The organism is Kiritimatiella glycovorans (assembly GCF_001017655.1).
Taxonomy (GTDB): Bacteria; Verrucomicrobiota; Kiritimatiellia; order Kiritimatiellales; family Kiritimatiellaceae; genus Kiritimatiella; species Kiritimatiella glycovorans.
In genome coordinates this window covers 2,350,765-2,365,525 of the sequence record NZ_CP010904.1, presented here as the reverse complement: position 1 = coordinate 2,365,525, position 14,761 = coordinate 2,350,765, and the positions used below count along the sequence as shown (strand labels likewise).

General features: G+C 63.6%; 8 protein-coding genes and 1 pseudogene. 6 read left to right on the top strand and 3 right to left on the bottom strand.

The genetic code is table 11. The features are described 5' to 3' along the window. Positions 1-127: 127 nt before the first annotated feature. Positions 128-1,171, bottom strand: coding sequence for a dihydropteroate synthase (locus L21SP4_RS09885; RefSeq protein WP_052882501.1), 1,044 nt, complete (start codon positions 1,169-1,171; stop codon positions 128-130). 518 nt (positions 1,172-1,689) lie between these two features. On the opposite strand from L21SP4_RS09885, the gene L21SP4_RS09880 reads away from it, so the two are divergent. Genes L21SP4_RS09880 through L21SP4_RS09870 form a run of 3 tightly spaced genes read left to right on the top strand, consistent with a single transcriptional unit; the run spans position 1,690 to position 7,172 of the window. Next, on the top strand, positions 1,690-2,598 hold the full coding sequence (locus L21SP4_RS09880; protein WP_052882500.1) for a PfkB family carbohydrate kinase: 909 nt from the start codon (positions 1,690-1,692) through the stop codon (positions 2,596-2,598). Position 2,599: 1 nt separating this feature from the next. Continuing rightward, positions 2,600-4,771: an HAD-IIB family hydrolase gene (locus L21SP4_RS09875; RefSeq protein WP_201774621.1), complete on the top strand. Its 2,172-nt coding sequence runs from the start codon at positions 2,600-2,602 to the stop codon at positions 4,769-4,771. After that, positions 4,764-7,172 carry a sucrose synthase gene (locus L21SP4_RS09870; RefSeq protein WP_052882498.1) on the top strand — a complete coding sequence of 803 codons (2,409 nt, stop codon included), beginning with the start codon at positions 4,764-4,766 and terminating at the stop codon, positions 7,170-7,172. Before L21SP4_RS09875 ends, L21SP4_RS09870 begins: the two co-directional genes overlap by 8 nt. Before the next feature lie 9 nt (positions 7,173-7,181). Here the strand turns inward: L21SP4_RS09870 and L21SP4_RS09865 are convergent, their stop codons facing one another. Together L21SP4_RS09865 and L21SP4_RS09860 are read right to left on the bottom strand one after the other, a co-directional pair. Next, positions 7,182-10,220 carry a ThuA domain-containing protein gene (locus L21SP4_RS09865; protein WP_052882497.1) on the bottom strand — a complete coding sequence of 1,013 codons (3,039 nt, stop codon included), beginning with the start codon at positions 10,218-10,220 and terminating at the stop codon, positions 7,182-7,184. 45 nt (positions 10,221-10,265) lie between these two features. Then, the gene (locus tag L21SP4_RS09860; RefSeq protein WP_052882496.1) at positions 10,266-11,576 is read right to left on the bottom strand and encodes a Gfo/Idh/MocA family protein; all 1,311 of its coding nucleotides are present in this window, start codon (positions 11,574-11,576) and stop codon (positions 10,266-10,268) included. 398 nt (positions 11,577-11,974) lie between these two features. On the opposite strand from L21SP4_RS09860, the gene L21SP4_RS09850 reads away from it, so the two are divergent. From L21SP4_RS09850 to L21SP4_RS09840, 3 genes and pseudogenes are all read left to right on the top strand, one after another. Beyond that, positions 11,975-12,736 (top strand): transposase, encoded by a 762-nt coding sequence (locus L21SP4_RS09850; RefSeq protein ID WP_074041416.1) that lies wholly within the window; start codon positions 11,975-11,977, stop codon positions 12,734-12,736. A gap of 42 nt (positions 12,737-12,778) precedes the next feature. Next, positions 12,779-13,813 (top strand): annotated as a pseudogene (locus tag L21SP4_RS12510) (transposase); the annotation flags it as partial. Between the two features lie 15 nt (positions 13,814-13,828). After that, positions 13,829-14,428 (top strand): helix-turn-helix domain-containing protein, encoded by a 600-nt coding sequence (locus L21SP4_RS09840; protein ID WP_052882493.1) that lies wholly within the window; start codon positions 13,829-13,831, stop codon positions 14,426-14,428. Positions 14,429-14,761 lie beyond the last annotated feature (333 nt).

Genomic DNA, 14,761 nt, shown 5'->3' with positions numbered 1-14,761 from the left:
ACTCTGCCTCTGCCTCTGACTCTGATTCTGACTCTGGTTCTGATTCTGGTTCTGCCTCTTCTTCCCTCTTTCCCATCTTACTCAGGTCTCAAGTTTCAGGTTTCCCACTCAGGCAGGTTTCCCTCCCTCAAATTTCCCCTTCCCTCGCCGCGGTAATGAACTGCATCCCGAAGTCGTCCTGACCGGTAAGCAGGTCGCGGGCGAGGCGGAAGGGCGTTCCTTCCGGATCGAGCGCGTCCAGCGCGCCGGAGTTGATGTGCGCCGGGTCCACGATGCCGCCGTCGGCGCCCGCCTCCACGCACAGCCGGGCGAACACGGTGTTCACCAGCCTGCGTTTCGGCAGACCGAAGGAGACGTTGCTGAACCCGCCGGTGATATGGATCTCCGTTCCGAAGCGTTTCCGTGCGCCCCGGATTGCCTCGAGCACGGCCGGCCCGTGGCCCGCGTCGGTGGCCACCGGCATCACGAGCGGGTCGAGATGAATGCGTTCATCCCCGATGCCCCTGTCGTGAAGCGCCCGCACCAGGTTCTCAAAATTATTCAGCCGGTCTTCCGCGGTTTCCGGCATCGTCTCGCTCCCGGCGGCCGAAGCCACCACCTCCGCGCCCGTCTCCGCGGCCAGGTCCGCCGCATCCATCCGCTCAAGCGAGACGGAGTTGAGCATCGGCCGCGCCCGGTCTTCGTCGCAGGCGCCGAGCCCTGCGCGCAGCACACTTTCGCTCGATGAATCGATCGCCAGCGGAAGGCCGGAGGCCTCCTGCGCGATTCCGCACAGCCAGACCATCGCCTCGCGCCGCTCTCCGTCGTCAGAGGCGTATTCGTCGACATTGAGATCGAGAAAATGCGCGCCGTCCGCTTCCTGGGACTGTGCCAGCCGGCGCAGATAATCGACGCCCAGCCCGGCCGCCTCTCCGGCACCGCGCATCCCCTGCGCGATGGCCACCGCACACTGCCGCACCCTTCCGCGCTGCCACAGATCCCCCTCCGTCACTCCCGCCGGGATCGGCAGCAAACGCTCCCCGTCCCCGCCGCGGTAACGAATATAGTGGTCTTCTCCGTCTTTCTTTACGAATTTTCCGTCCGTGCGGTACACCCGCGTGCAGTGCAGCTTCTCGCCGATCAATATCAGCGCATCACGCCCCCCGGTCCCCGATGTCTTCTGTTCCGCCACTTAAAAACCTCCTGTGCAGCAATATATGATTATGCGGCAATATAGTTTCATATAAAATAGAAGTGCTAAAGATGTAACTATATTGCCGAATATAGAGATCTTGGCAACAGGAAAAAGGGGATAATTTTAGTTCTTCGTAAATTTTTATGGTGAGCGGCGGCAAGTCCGCTCGCGTCACATCGCACTCTTACTCGTACTCAGCGAAGCGGTACTCGTACTCGAATTCCTTGAATCGGGGGAGTGGGATCGCACCTTCGGCGCTCCGAGTACGCGTACGAGTACGAGTACGGATTTCGTTTCCCCCCCCTTCAACCAACCTTCATGCTCTTCATGTCCTTCATGGTCTCTCCCCCTCCGATTCTCCTGCATCCCGCCTTTCCCGGGAACCCTTCCATAAAATCCACGAATAACCCTAAAAATCCGGCAGATCCTTTTTTTTCGCCGGGTCAAGGGTCCAATAGAGGTCTGACTTGCGATTAAGATTGGTGTGCGGTCCGCAATTTGGTGAAATAAGGGCCATGCACGAGCGCAAACCCATGCAGGGGCGGCCGGTCGTAATCGGCGAGGTGTTATTCGACTGTTTCCCGGACGGGACGGAGGTTCTGGGCGGCGCGCCTTTCAACGTGGCGTGGCATCTGGCCGGGCTGGGGCTGGAGCCTCTGCTCATCAGCCGGGTCGGCGCGGATGAGCGCGGGCGGCGTATTGAAAGCGCCATGCGCGAGTGGGGAATGGATCTTTCCGGGATCCAGCGCGACGACATCGCTCCGACCGGGGAGGTGCGCATCACCCTCGATCCGGACGGCGGGCACAGCTTTGAAATCCTTCCCGATCAGGCCTATGACGCGATCGACTGGGGTCGCGCGGTCGGCGACGCGGCCGGAGCGGGGGCCGCGCTCTGTTGCGCGGGGAGTCTCATACGGCGGTACGGGCACAACGCGCGAGGACTCGACCGTCTCCTCGAAGAGGCCGGTGCGCCGCTGTTTCTCGATGTCAATCTGCGCGCGCCCTGGTGGGACCGGTCCTCGGTGCGTCAGCAGGTTGCGGAAGCCCGCTGGGTCAAGCTCAACGACGAGGAGATCGGGGTGCTCGGCGACCGCGGGACGGAGTCACCGGAGGACATGGAGGCGGAGGCGCGCGCGTGGATCGACCGCTTCGGGCTCGAGGCCGTGATCCTGACGCGCGGCGGCGAGGGGTCGTCGCTTGTGACGGCCTCCGGGGTCAGCCGGTGCCCGGGTTCGGGCAACGAGGGGCTCGTAGATACGGTCGGGGCGGGGGACGGATTCAGCGCGATGGTGATCGAGGGTCTTATGCGCGGGCGCAGTGCATCGGATTTACAGCGCCGGGCGGCGGAGTTCGCTTCGAAGATCTGCCGCATACGGGGCGCGACGGTTTCGGATACGGGTTTGTATGCCGGACTGGAGGAGTGACTTGAGCGCGAAGCAATCGGACGGCGGGCTCTACATCGTCATGCTGAGCGTCCACGGTCTGATCCGCGGACACGATCTGGAACTCGGACGCGATCCCGATACGGGCGGGCAGGTGACGTATGTCGTCGAACTGGTGCGCGCCCTCGCGAAGCATCCGGAGGTGGGCCGCGTCGACCTCTTCACGCGGCAGGTCGCGGACAAGCGTGTCGGGGACGAGTATGCGCAGCCCGAGGAGGAGCTTTCGGAGTGTGCCCGTATCGTGCGCATCCCCTGCGGTCCGCGCCGCTACCTGCGCAAAGAGAACCTCTGGCCCTATCTGCCGGTCTTTGTCGATCACGCCCTCGGTCATTTCCGCCGGATGGGGCGACTGCCGGATGTCGTCCACGGTCATTACGCGGACGCGGGGTATGCGGGTTCGCAGCTCGCGCGTCTGCTCGGGGTGCCGTTTGTGTTCACCGGTCATTCGCTGGGCCGCATCAAGCGGCGCCGGCTGCTCGAGCAGGGCGCCGATCCCGAGCAGATCGACCGCAAGTACCGTTTTATCGAGCGTATCGAGGCCGAGGAGACCGCACTCGACACGGCTGCGCTGGTCTGCGCCAGCACCCGGCAGGAGGTGAGCGAGCAGTACGAGGAGTACGATTTCTACCGGCCGGACACGATGGAGGTGATCCCCCCCGGCGTCGATCTGAGCCGGTTCCGGGCTCCGGAGGAAAACTTCCGCTGCCGCATGGAGGGAGAGGTGGAGCGGTTTCTCCGCGATCCGGAAAAACCGGTGATCCTGGCGATGGCGCGTCCCGATGAGCGCAAGAACATCGAGACCCTGGTGCGCGCGTACGGAGAAAACGAAGCGCTGCGTGAACAGGCGAACCTCCTGCTGATCCTCGGAAACCGCGAGGACATCCGCAAATTCCCCGCGGCTCAGCGCAAGGTGCTGTTCCAGATCCTCTACCTGATCGATTACTATGATCTGTACGGCCACGTCGCCTTTCCCAAGCAGCACGATGCGGAGGACGTGCCGAATATCTACCGGATGGCGGCACGGCGGCGCGGCGTGTTCGTCAATCCCGCCTGGACGGAACCCTTCGGGCTTACCCTGATTGAAGCGTCCGCGAGCGGGCTGCCGATCGTGGCGACCAACGACGGCGGTCCGCGCGACATTATCGCCGCCTGCCGGAACGGGGTGCTGATCGATCCCTTCGACCCCGACGCGCTGAGCGAAGCCCTGCTGGAGGCGATCGGCGAACGGCGGCAATGGGAGACGTGGTCGAAAAACGGGATCAAGGGTTCGCGGGAGACCTTTTCGTGGGAGAGCCACGTGGAGCACTACCTGGCCGAGGTCCGTTCGCTGGTCAAGGGCGAGGGCAGGCGCGGCAGGATCTCGCTCCGCCGCCGGAGCCGTCTGCCGACGATCGACCGCGTGCTGATCACCGATGTGGATAACACGCTCACCGGCGACGAGGAAGGGTGCCTTGAACTGGTGCGCCTGCTGCATGATGCGGGCGATTACGTGGGGTTCGGGATCGCCACGGGACGTACCCGTAAAAGCGCGCTCAAGCTCCTCAAGGAGATCGGCGCGCCGACGCCGGATATCCTGATCACCTCCGCCGGATGCAACATCTACTACGGCGAGGACCTGCGCCCCGACCGCTCATGGCACCACCACATCGACCACTACTGGAACCCGGATCTCGTGCGCGCAATACTGGATGAACTGCCCGGAATCTATCCGCAGAAAAAAGGCGAGCAGGGGCGCTACAAGGTCAGCTACACGCTCGATCCTGAAAAAGGCCCCTCACTCAAGGAGCTTCGAGGTTTGCTCCGCCAGCGCAGGCTGCGCGTAAAGGTGATCTTTTCACTCGGGATGTACCTTGATATACTGCCGATCCGCGCGTCGACGGGTCTGGCGATTCGTTATCTCGCCCTGAAGTGGGGTCTGCCGCCGGAGCGGTTGCTCGTAGCCGGGGATTCGGGGAATGATGAGGAGATGCTGCGCGGGGAGACGCTGGGCGTCGTGGTCGGCAATTACAGTCCGGAACTCGAGGGTCTGCGCGGCGCGCCCCGAATCTATTTCGCCGAGGCCTCTCACGCACGGGGAATTATCGAAGGCCTGGAACACTACAGGTTCCTGGAGGAAATCGTCATACCGGAAGAAGAAGGGGATACGAATGTTTGATGAACTCAAGGCGTATGTGGAGCAGCATCGCCATCTGGTCTACCAGTGGCTCAAGCACCTGTTGAGTCTCGAAAAGTCGCACCTGCTCCGCACGGAGCTGATCGACGGTTTCGACGAGGTGACCGGCTCGGAGAGTATGCACGAGCTGCGGGGGACCCCGCTGCACGACATGCTGGTCGATGCGCAGGAGGCGGTGGCCCGCGAGGGGTGGCTCTATCTCGCCATCCGGCCCGCGATCGCGGAGTGGCATTACCTGCGGCTCCAGGTCGACAGCGTCATCTGCGAAGAGATCGGCGTGCGCGAGTTCCTCCAGTTCAAGGAGCGACTGGTCGAACCCCGCGAGGAAGAGGATCAGTGGGCCCTTGAACTCGACCTGTCCCCCTTCGAACGCGGATTTCCCCGCATGAAGGAAGTCTCGTCGATCGGGCACGGCGTGGAGTTTCTCAACCGCCAGCTCTCCTTCAGCCTGTTCAAGGAACACCGCGAACGGCTGCTCGATTTCCTGAAGCTTCACCAGTACAGCGGCGTTCAGCTCATGCTCAACCAGCAGGTCTCTTCGCTGGAGCAGCTCCAGAAGGCCGTCCGGCAGACCCGCCGTTTCCTTAAATGGGAGCACGACGATGCCGAGTGGGCTGATTTTGTCGACCGGCTTCCGGTGAAAGTCTTTGAACCCGGCTGGGGCCGTACGGCGAAGCAGGTCCACGAGATGATGGGACTGCTGCTCGAAATCCTCGAATCGCCGGCGCCGGACACGCTGGCGGAGTTTCTCAGCCGGGTGCCGATGGTCTCGCGCCTCGCGATCCTCAGCCCCCACGGCTATTTCGGCCAGTCCGGCGTACTGGGGCTGCCCGATACGGGCGGGCAGGTGGTGTATATTCTGGACCAGGTGCGCGCGCTCGAAAAACAGATGCGCCACGATCTCCATGAGCAGGGGCTGGACGTGGAACCCCGCATTCTCGTGATCACGCGCCTCATCCCTGAGGCCGGCGATACCACCTGCGATCAGCGGCTCGAGCCGATCATCGGGACCGAGAACGCGGCGATCCTCCGCGTCCCGTTCCGGACTTCGAACGGGGAGATCGTGCAGGAGTGGATCTCGCGGTTCGATATCTGGCCGTACCTCGAGCGGTTCGCCACCGACGCCGGGCGCGAAATGGCTTCGGAGTTCGGCGGGAAACCGGACCTGATCATCGGCAACTACTCCGACGGAAACCTGGTCGCCTCACTCCTGAGCCGGCGGCTGGGCGTTACCCAGTGCAACATCGCCCACGCGCTGGAGAAGACGAAATACCTCTATTCCGCGCTCCACTGGCGCGAACACGAGGAGAACTACCACTTCTCCTGCCAGTTCACCGCGGACCTGATCGCGATGAACACCGCCGACTTCATCATCACGTCGACGTTTCAGGAAATCGCCGGCACGGAGGAGGGTACGGGCCAGTACGAGAGCTATCACGCGTTCCCGATGCCCGGCCTCTACCGCGTGCTGAGCGGGGTCAACGTCTTCGATCCGCGCTTCAATATCGTGTCGCCCGGCGCCGATGAGGACGTCTACTTTCCCTATACGGAAAAGAAGCGCCGGCTGACCCGGCTTCACGATGAGATCGAAACCCTGATCTACGGGGAATCCGGAAACGGCGCGCGCGGCGAGCTGGCCGACCGCGATAAGCCGATCATCTTCGCCATGGCCCGGCTGGACCGGATCAAAAATGTGCCGGGACTCGTCGAGTGGTATGCCCGCAACGAGGACCTGCAGAAGGAGGCCAACCTCTTCCTCGTGTCGGGCAATGTGGACCCCGGTCACACGCCGGATCGCGAACAGGGCGATGAGAGCCGGCATATGCACCGGCTGTTCGACGAGTTCGAGCTGGATGACCGCGTACGGTGGGTCAACGCGATGTCGGACAAGAATTTCAACGGTGAACTGTACCGCTACGTCGCCGACCGGCGCGGAGTCTTCGTCCAGCCGGCGCGCTTCGAGGCGTTCGGCCTGACCGTGATCGAGGCGATGACGTCCGGCCTGCCCGTGTTCGCGACCTGCTACGGCGGCCCGCTCGAGATCATCGAACACGGACACTCGGGATTCCATATCGATCCCAACCACGGCGAGGCGTCGTCGCACCTCATGGCGGATTTCTTCCGTAAATGCCGCGAAGAGCCCGGGCACTGGGACACGCTCTCAAAAGGCGCCATCAAGCGGGTGGAGGAGGCCTACACCTGGTCGCTCTACGCCTCGAAGATGCTCTCGTTCGCGCGCATCTACGGGTTCTGGAAGTACATCACCCACCTCGAGCACGAGGAGACGTGCCGCTACCTGGAGATGTTCTACGGCCTGATGTACCGCCGGCTCGCAGAACAGATCGAGCCGCACCCGCCGGAAGAGGTGCCCGACACGGCCTGACCGCCTGAATTATCGAACCTCGCCGGTGGCCGCCCACTCGGTACCGCGCCGGAGCAGCCGGCCGAAGCCTTCGTTGCGCATGGGGTGCGCGTTGTGGCCGAGCAGCAGGACGAAGTTCCGGCCTGCGCCGAAGTCGTTGACCATCGCCGAGGGTTCCCATTCGCCCGTGCCGCGCTGATCCTTTGAGGAATAGGCCTCGGTCAGCACCGTCACGCCGGGCTGGACGCCGGGCCGGTGCCACAGCTCGTCCTTTGTGGTGAACCCCTCCATCCCGCGGGTGACGGGGTGGTCCGGGTTGGCGATCCTGACCTCGAATTCATGCACCGGACCGTGCCCGGTCTGGCCGCGCTTCCAGGTGGCGCCGTAGAGCTTCTGGAATTCGGGGTCGTCGTAGAAACTGGACGATCCGGCATGCACCACCACATGCCCGCCGCCCTCGCGCACGAAATCGAGGTAGGCCCGTTGGGTCGGCCCGGGCCAGTCCGTGACCTTCGCGCGCGGTCCCCAGCCGTTCCAGTGACTGATCAGTACGTCGTACGGCTCGAAGTCGCCGGGCTCGAGATCCTGCGGCCGGAGGGTCACGTCGACAGCGAAGATCCCGCCGGACTTCAGGATGTCGAGCAGCACCGGCAGGGAGGCTTCCCACTGGTGATTGTTCTGACCGCTCACCAGCAGGACCTTCACGCGTGCGCCGTCGGGCGCGAACGCCGTCTCAACGACCGGTCCGGGGTCGCCGCCGCCGATCAGCCGGGCGATGAACGACCAGCGCCCCCCGATCTGCACCACCTTGACCCGCAGCTCGTTCGCCCCTTTCTTCAGCGCCAGCGGGACTTCGTCCTGTCCGAAACGGCAGGCGCGCGACACGTCGACCTCGTGCACCAGCTCCCCGTTCAGCCAGACCTTCACCCCGTCGTCGCTGCCCAGCGAAAGCGTGGCGGCCCCGGCCTCATCGCGCTCGATGACGGTTCTGAGATACACGGCGCGGTTATGGCCGGGCATGGAGTTCATGAAGTTGATCATGTAGGGGTTGGCGCGGTCCATGTCCCGGTCGGTCACGGGGCGCCACTGCGTGTTGCCCGCTTCCTTCTCAGGGGCGAAGGCCGTATCGAACTCGTCGCCGCCGGCCTCGTAGGGTCCCGACAGCTCCCAGTCGAGCCATCGCCCGCGCCGCTTCCCTTCGATCTCCTCCACGGCGAGGGTGGCCTCGGGGATCTCGAGTTTTTTCAGCGCGGCCTGCAGCATCTGTTTCTCCTGTTCGCGTTCGACCGCTTCGAGGGCCTTCATCGCGGCGTCGACGGCCATGCGCTTCTCGGCGCCCGTCTCGCACCGTCCCATCAGACGGGTCATGGCGCGTACGGCCGGGACCTGGTCGCGGAGCTCCGAGTACGGGGCGGTCACGATCTCGCTCAGCACCGGCAGGGCATTGGGCCGCGGCCAGGCGTGCAGCACCTTCAGCGCCGGTTCGCGGACCTCGGCTTCGGCGGAGCGGGCGGCTTCGGCGACGGGCTTCAGGGCCGCGTCCGTGCCGGTACGCATCAGTGCCTGGAACAGGAGCGCCTTGCGGCGGGGTGTGGAGGCGTCGGAGAGCAGCGGCGTGAGCATCTCCGCGAAGCGGTTCTTGTCGTGTGCGGCGTCGATCACGGCAATCAGGGCCCGAAGCGCGTCCTGCGCGGCGGAGGCATGATCCGTCCCGACCATGAATCCGGCGATGCGGGAGACATCTTTTGAGGTCGCCGCCTGCTTGAGGGCGTCGGCCGCCGCGCGCGCGATGGCGTCATCGCCGTCGGCGGCGTAGTCGAGCAGGGCGGGGACATCGAGTTGCCGACGTCCGGCCAGTACGGTGATCGCGCGGGCGCGCTCGTCCGGAGTTCCGTCCTCCAGCTTGCGCTTCAGGGCGGCGTCGACGCCGGGGGCGTCCATGCGCATCAGGGCCTCGTTCAGTTCCGCGCCGTCCGGCAGGGCCAGGAGCCGATCGAGGTGCCCGGCGCCGCCGATGGCGCACAGGGTGACGGCCGCGGCGTTACGCAGTTTTTCGTCGTCCGTGGAAAGCAGCTTTGCCACGGCCCCGGCTTCTTCGGCGGTCCCTTCGTCGCGAAGGGCTGTGAGGGCCTGGATCTGCAGGGTGGGGGCGAGGCGGTCGAGCGCATTACCGACCCGCGAGATCAGTTCGGCGTCTCCGGTCTGCGCGGCGGCCTCAATCACCGCCATGCGCAGTGCGTCGGGACCGGACGCCAGCGCCTTGCGTGCCTCGCCGCCCATGGCCGCGGGGCGGGTACGGAGGGCGCCGAGCAGGGCGATCGCCCGCACGTGTTCGGGTTCATCCGCGCCGTAAAGCCCGGTATAGACTCGCGCCGCAACGCGGGTTTCGCCGGCAGCCTCCATGCGCCCTGCGCCGTCGAACAGCGCGTCGGTCAGGGTTGCCCGGCGCGTTTCCCCGGCGGTTTTCCGGGCTTTTAAAAGTGCATGGAGCGCATCCATGGTGCCGGTTCGCGCCAGCCCCTTAGCCGCGGCCTCGAACACGCGCGGGTCTTTATGGCGGAGGTATGGCGCGAGGACGCCCGTCGTGCCCGGTTCCGCGCGGCATCCGATCGCGAAGACGAGTCCCGCGACCCGGCGCGCGTCCCCGCCCTCCTTCAGAGCCTCGCGCAAGGCTCGATCCGCCTCCGGCGAGGGATTGACGGCGAGCGCCTGGCGCGCGGCCTCGCGGAGGTGCCGGTCCGAGTGATCCATCAGGGCGGCGAGGGTCGATACCGATTCCCCGCGCCCGAAGCGCGCCAGCGTCCGCACCAGTTCGGTTGCGGCGGGTACCGGGGGACGCTGCTGGAGCGCCGCGCAGATATTCTCGCAATAGGCTTCGCGCTCCGCCTCCGCTCCGGGCCGCGCGGCATGCGCGGCCTCTTCCAGCAGGGTGTGGCGGGCCTGCTGCCGGGTGTCGAGGTCCTCCGACGCGAGTTGCGGGAGCAGTTCGTTCACCGAGGCCTCGAGAGGGGCAAGGCCGAGGGCGAATGACAGGACAAACAGGATGGCGGGAATCAGGCGGGTTTTCACAGTCGAGTCCTCCGGTTCATAATTAAATCCTCAGAAGTTCGAAGTTCAGAGCGTGTACGGCGCGCGCCGCGGACGGGCCATCCATCGCGAGGCCTCGCGGTTGCCGAGAATCGCCTCCCGGTCCGGGTCCCACTTCAGCGTGCGGCCGAGCCGCTCGCTGATCGCGCTCAGGTGACAGATCGTCGCCGTGCGGTGTCCGATCTCCACGTCGGCGATCGGATGGCGGCGGCTCCGTACGCACTCGAGGAAATTCTCCCGGTGGTTATCGGAGACGTACAGGTGTTCATCCGAGGGGGACAGCGGGAGCGTGGCCAGGTGCGCCGGTTCGGTGATCAGGACGTCCCGGCGGCTGACGGCCACGACGCCGTCCTCGCCGATGAAGTGGATCATCTGGCCGGAGGGGGCGGGATGATCGCGCAGCACCGTCGTTCCGTCGGCGTACCGGAATCCCTGGTGCTCGGAGCCTTCATGCCCGACCGGGAAGAAGAATTCGGGTCCGGAGTACTGCATGCCCAGCGCCCACTGAATGATGTCGTAATGATGCGCGCCCCAGTCGCCGTTCTTGCGGCTGCCGTAGTCCCAGAACCGCCGCCAGCCACGGCTGAAGCTGCCGCTGACCCGTTCGGGATGGTAAGGGTGCCACGGGGCGCGGCCCAGCCAGCGGTCGTAGTCGAATCCCTCGGGCACGGGTTGTTCGGGCAGGGCGAGGGGGGGCGGGAACGTTCCCAGCCGCGCGTAGATGGTGTGGACTTTGCCGATCCAACCGTTGCGCACGATCTCCGCCGCCCTGCGGAAGGCCGTATTCGACCGTTGCTGACTGCCGACCTGCAGCACGCGCCCGTAGCGGCGCACGGCGTCGGAGAGCATGCGGCCTTCGCGGATGGTCAGCGACATCGGCTTCTCGCAGTACACGTCCTGGCCCGATCGCACAGCGGCCATGGCGATGGGTACATGCCAGTGATCGGGGGTCATCACGAAACAGGCGTCGATGTCGTCCCGCTCCACGATCCGCTCGTATTCGTTGTACGCATCCACGCCGCGCCAGGTGCCTGAGGGCCGGTTCTGCGCGTAACGGCTTTCCGCCGCGGTTTTTTTGTCCTCGCGCTTTGTACGGTCGACGTCGCATACGGCCGCGATCTGCACGCCGGGATGGTTCAACATGCTGCCGAAGTGGCCGCGGGAGATCTTGCCCAGCCCGATCAGGCCGAGCACGATTCGCTCGCTTGGCGGAACGATGCCGTTCAGGCCCAGGGCGGACGACGGGATGACGTAGGGTGCGGCGGCGGTCGAGGCGGCGGCGAGGGTGGATCGGCGCAGAAATCCGCGCCGCGAAACGCTTGAAGGTCGATCATTCATCGCTGGCCTTCTCCTGTGTACAGTTAGTATCCGAAGATGATGCCACGATAGTTTCGCAATATCCGCTCCGTCTTGTATGAGATGCCTTTTTTCTTGTAAAAAATCGGCAGGGGTTGCTTTGGGAAAATAGCGGGATATCGCGCCCCTCCTATTTGGTGGAACGACTGGAATCTTAGTGGCTGGACCGGAAATCCGCTCGCGTCCCATCGTACCCGATTTCTTGAATTGCAAAAAGGGAACTACCGGGACCCTGGTGGCTGGAACGGTCCGGCAGGATATCCTTTAAGGGCGCGATTGCTCCTTCCAGGAAGTGTCCCGTTGACTGTTGAAACTTGAAGGCGGTCTCCTGAGCGTCCATGTTGGACGCTCGGGGCAAACCAACCCGAAAGGAGACCGCCATGAGTGACAATAGCGTCCTTGAAGCCCTTGGACAAGTTGAACCGTCTGCAGCAGGAGATGTTTTCCGTGACTGGCTGCGTGGTGAAATGCGAACCCTGATCGCCGATATTCTGGCTGAAGAGGTCACAGAACTGTGTGGTCCGGCCTACAAGCCGGCAGGGGACAGAGGCTGCCGACGTGCCGGCGGAACCCGCGTAGGACTTCGAATTGACGGTATTGATGAGGAGATCCGCAAGCCGCGTGTACGTCGCCATGAGGCAGACACATCGAAGGAGGTCAGGCTTAAAAGTTACGACGCGGTCAACAGGGCCGACGACCTTCGTGACCGTATCTTGCGTGCCACAGCTGCCGGAGTCAGTTCACGTGATCAGAAAACCTTGTATCCCGATTCAGCGCCCGGACGCAGCAGGGTTTCCCGCGCCTGGATTGTCGAGGGCCGACAGCGCATACAGAAGCTCCGTGACCGCGACCTGAAGTCCGAGAGGTTCTTCTGCATGCTGCTGGACGGCATTGTACTGTCCGAGGATCTCAGCGCCATTGTGGGGCTGGGCATTACGCTGGACGGCCGCAAAGTTATGCTGGATTTTGAAATAGGCGCACAGGAATCGACAGAAGTGTGTGACGCATTGCTCGACCGCAGCCGTTCTCATTATGGCCGCATTCCGACCGCGGACGGCGTGGCAGCCGTCCCTCCCGAGTCGATATCCGACGCATTTTCGGGCACTGGGAGGGTCGGGTGCCACCCCGACCGAAAAGGGTGAAGCCATAATGAGAATCGCTGGCTCGACCGGCTTGTCCACCGCGGTCTTGAGTTCGAGGGCGATCCGTTGGCGGTTCTCGACGGTTCTCGGGCACTTCATAACAGCGTCTTGAAGCATTTTCCGCGAGCGCGCATTCAACGATGCCTGGTGCATAAGGAACGAAATATTAAGCGTTGTCTCTCCAGGCGTCATCACGGCAGCGTGAGCGACGTTTTCAAGCGTCTCCGCTCCGTGGAAGGCGAAGAAGCCGGACGTGAAGCACTCGCCGATCTGGAACGCTTTCTGAGCCGGCACAGCCACAAGGCCCTGGAATCCCTGCACGAGGCCGGTGAGGAGCTCATTACGGTTCACAAGCTGAATGCGCCGTCCACTCTACACACCACGTTGACGAACACAAACTGCATCGAGAACCCGTTCCGAAACACACGCGCAAAAATCGGGCGGGTGAAGCGTTGGCGCGCAGAGACGGATCAGGCGGAACGCTGGCTGGCCTATTCGCTTCTGAGGGCCGAGAAAGGGTTCCGTCGAATCAAAGGCTATCGTCAGATCCCGGTGCTTTTGAAATCCCTGGGCTGGCCATCGGAAGCTGTTGAGGCGTCGCTCCGCTCCGCCCTTGGCCCTCCGGGCCATCCCGCCTCCGGCGGGAACGGGCTCCACTCCACGACGCCTCACCCCCAGGCAGAGAGCGAAGCGAACTGCCGAACAGGGACTGGACAAGAGAATGACAAGGAACTACATCGAAATGAAGACCGAGACCGCCAACGAGTTTCAACAGGATTCGGGACATCCCCGTCGGAATACGCGGCATGCTTTACGAACCTCGACGTCCTGCTGCAGGTGCTCGGCACGGGGCGTCGGATAGGTGCCTTTGAACTCGGGTTCTTTCGTTCCGAAGGAGACGGACTGTATCGCATAGGCCAGACGGGAGTACGGGCGTCCAAAGAGAGCAGGCTCTATATCTACCCGGACGAGGAGAACCGCATCGTCTACATCCTGAGGATTGGCACCAAAGAAACGCAACAGAACGACATCAACGAGGCAAAAAAGACCATCGGGAGAATCAGGGCCTCTGAATAGTTAAGAGGAAGCACAATGAGCACGAAGTACCAATCGGCGTCTGAGGCGGCGGCCTTCCTGGCTGATGACCCCGAAGCGAAGGAGCGGATCGACCTGGAGACCGCACGTCGCACGCTTGTAACAGCGCTCGTCCGTGAGCGAGTGCGGAAGGGGCTGTCCCAGAAAGATATCGCACAGGCGATGCGCTGTGATTCGAGCAAGATCTCAAGGATCGAGGCGGGGAACGATCTGTCGCTGAAGTGGGGCGATATCATCGGGTATCTCGCCGCGATGAAGATGAATGTGAGTCTTGTGATGGACGACGCGACGCTGCCCGCGGCGGCGCGAATCAAGCAGTGTGTGTTCCGCACCCATGAGTTGCTTGAGGACCTCGTTCAACTGGCCAGGGAGGTCGATGGCGACACCGAGATCACGGACAAGATCCATCAGTTCTACGGCGAGGTGCTCTTCAATTTCGCGATTAAGTTTGGCAGCAGCTACGAGCAGTTGAAATCGGTTCTGGCGATTCCGGAATCGGAGACTCTTCAGGCGCTTTTCGCTGACGACCAGGAATCGAGGCAACGGAACAAAAGGGCGAAAGCGGCCGGCGAGAAGAATCTGAAGGCCTGCTCCTGACGCGCCCCGCGTGCCTGCGATGGCATCCTGTCGCCTTTGCGGAGGTTCCTCTGTACTCTCCCCCTCCACAAATCTCTTCGATAATCCGACCCGTTCGGAGCCGCGGGGGACGTGGGGTGATCTGACGGCGCAGCAGCAGTAAGTTGTGTCCGAGTCCGGGGGCCCGTTTCGCGGCGGTCTGCCCCCGCAAGGCGTGATTCGGGCTAATTCGGCTGCCGTGAGTTCAGCACTCGCTTCCCCTTGTGTACCCGTCCGGGGCTGCGATGAATCGGGGCGTGCCGGCACGGTCGTGAGATACGAGCCGACCAAAAGGGTGGATCCGAATCAACGTGT

What these genes read in the sequence shown, in the direction of transcription:
- L21SP4_RS09880 (WP_052882500.1), top strand. Translation starts at nt 1,690, where the DNA reads ATGCACGAGCGCAAACCCATGCAGGGGCGGCCGGTCGTAATCGGCGAG.
- L21SP4_RS09870 (WP_052882498.1), top strand. Translation starts at nt 4,764, where the DNA reads ATGTTTGATGAACTCAAGGCGTATGTGGAGCAGCATCGCCATCTGGTC.
- L21SP4_RS09860 (WP_052882496.1), bottom strand. Translation starts at nt 11,576, where the DNA reads ATGAATGATCGACCTTCAAGCGTTTCGCGGCGCGGATTTCTGCGCCGA.
- L21SP4_RS09850 (WP_074041416.1), top strand. Translation starts at nt 11,975, where the DNA reads ATGAGTGACAATAGCGTCCTTGAAGCCCTTGGACAAGTTGAACCGTCT.
- L21SP4_RS09840 (WP_052882493.1), top strand. Translation starts at nt 13,829, where the DNA reads ATGAGCACGAAGTACCAATCGGCGTCTGAGGCGGCGGCCTTCCTGGCT.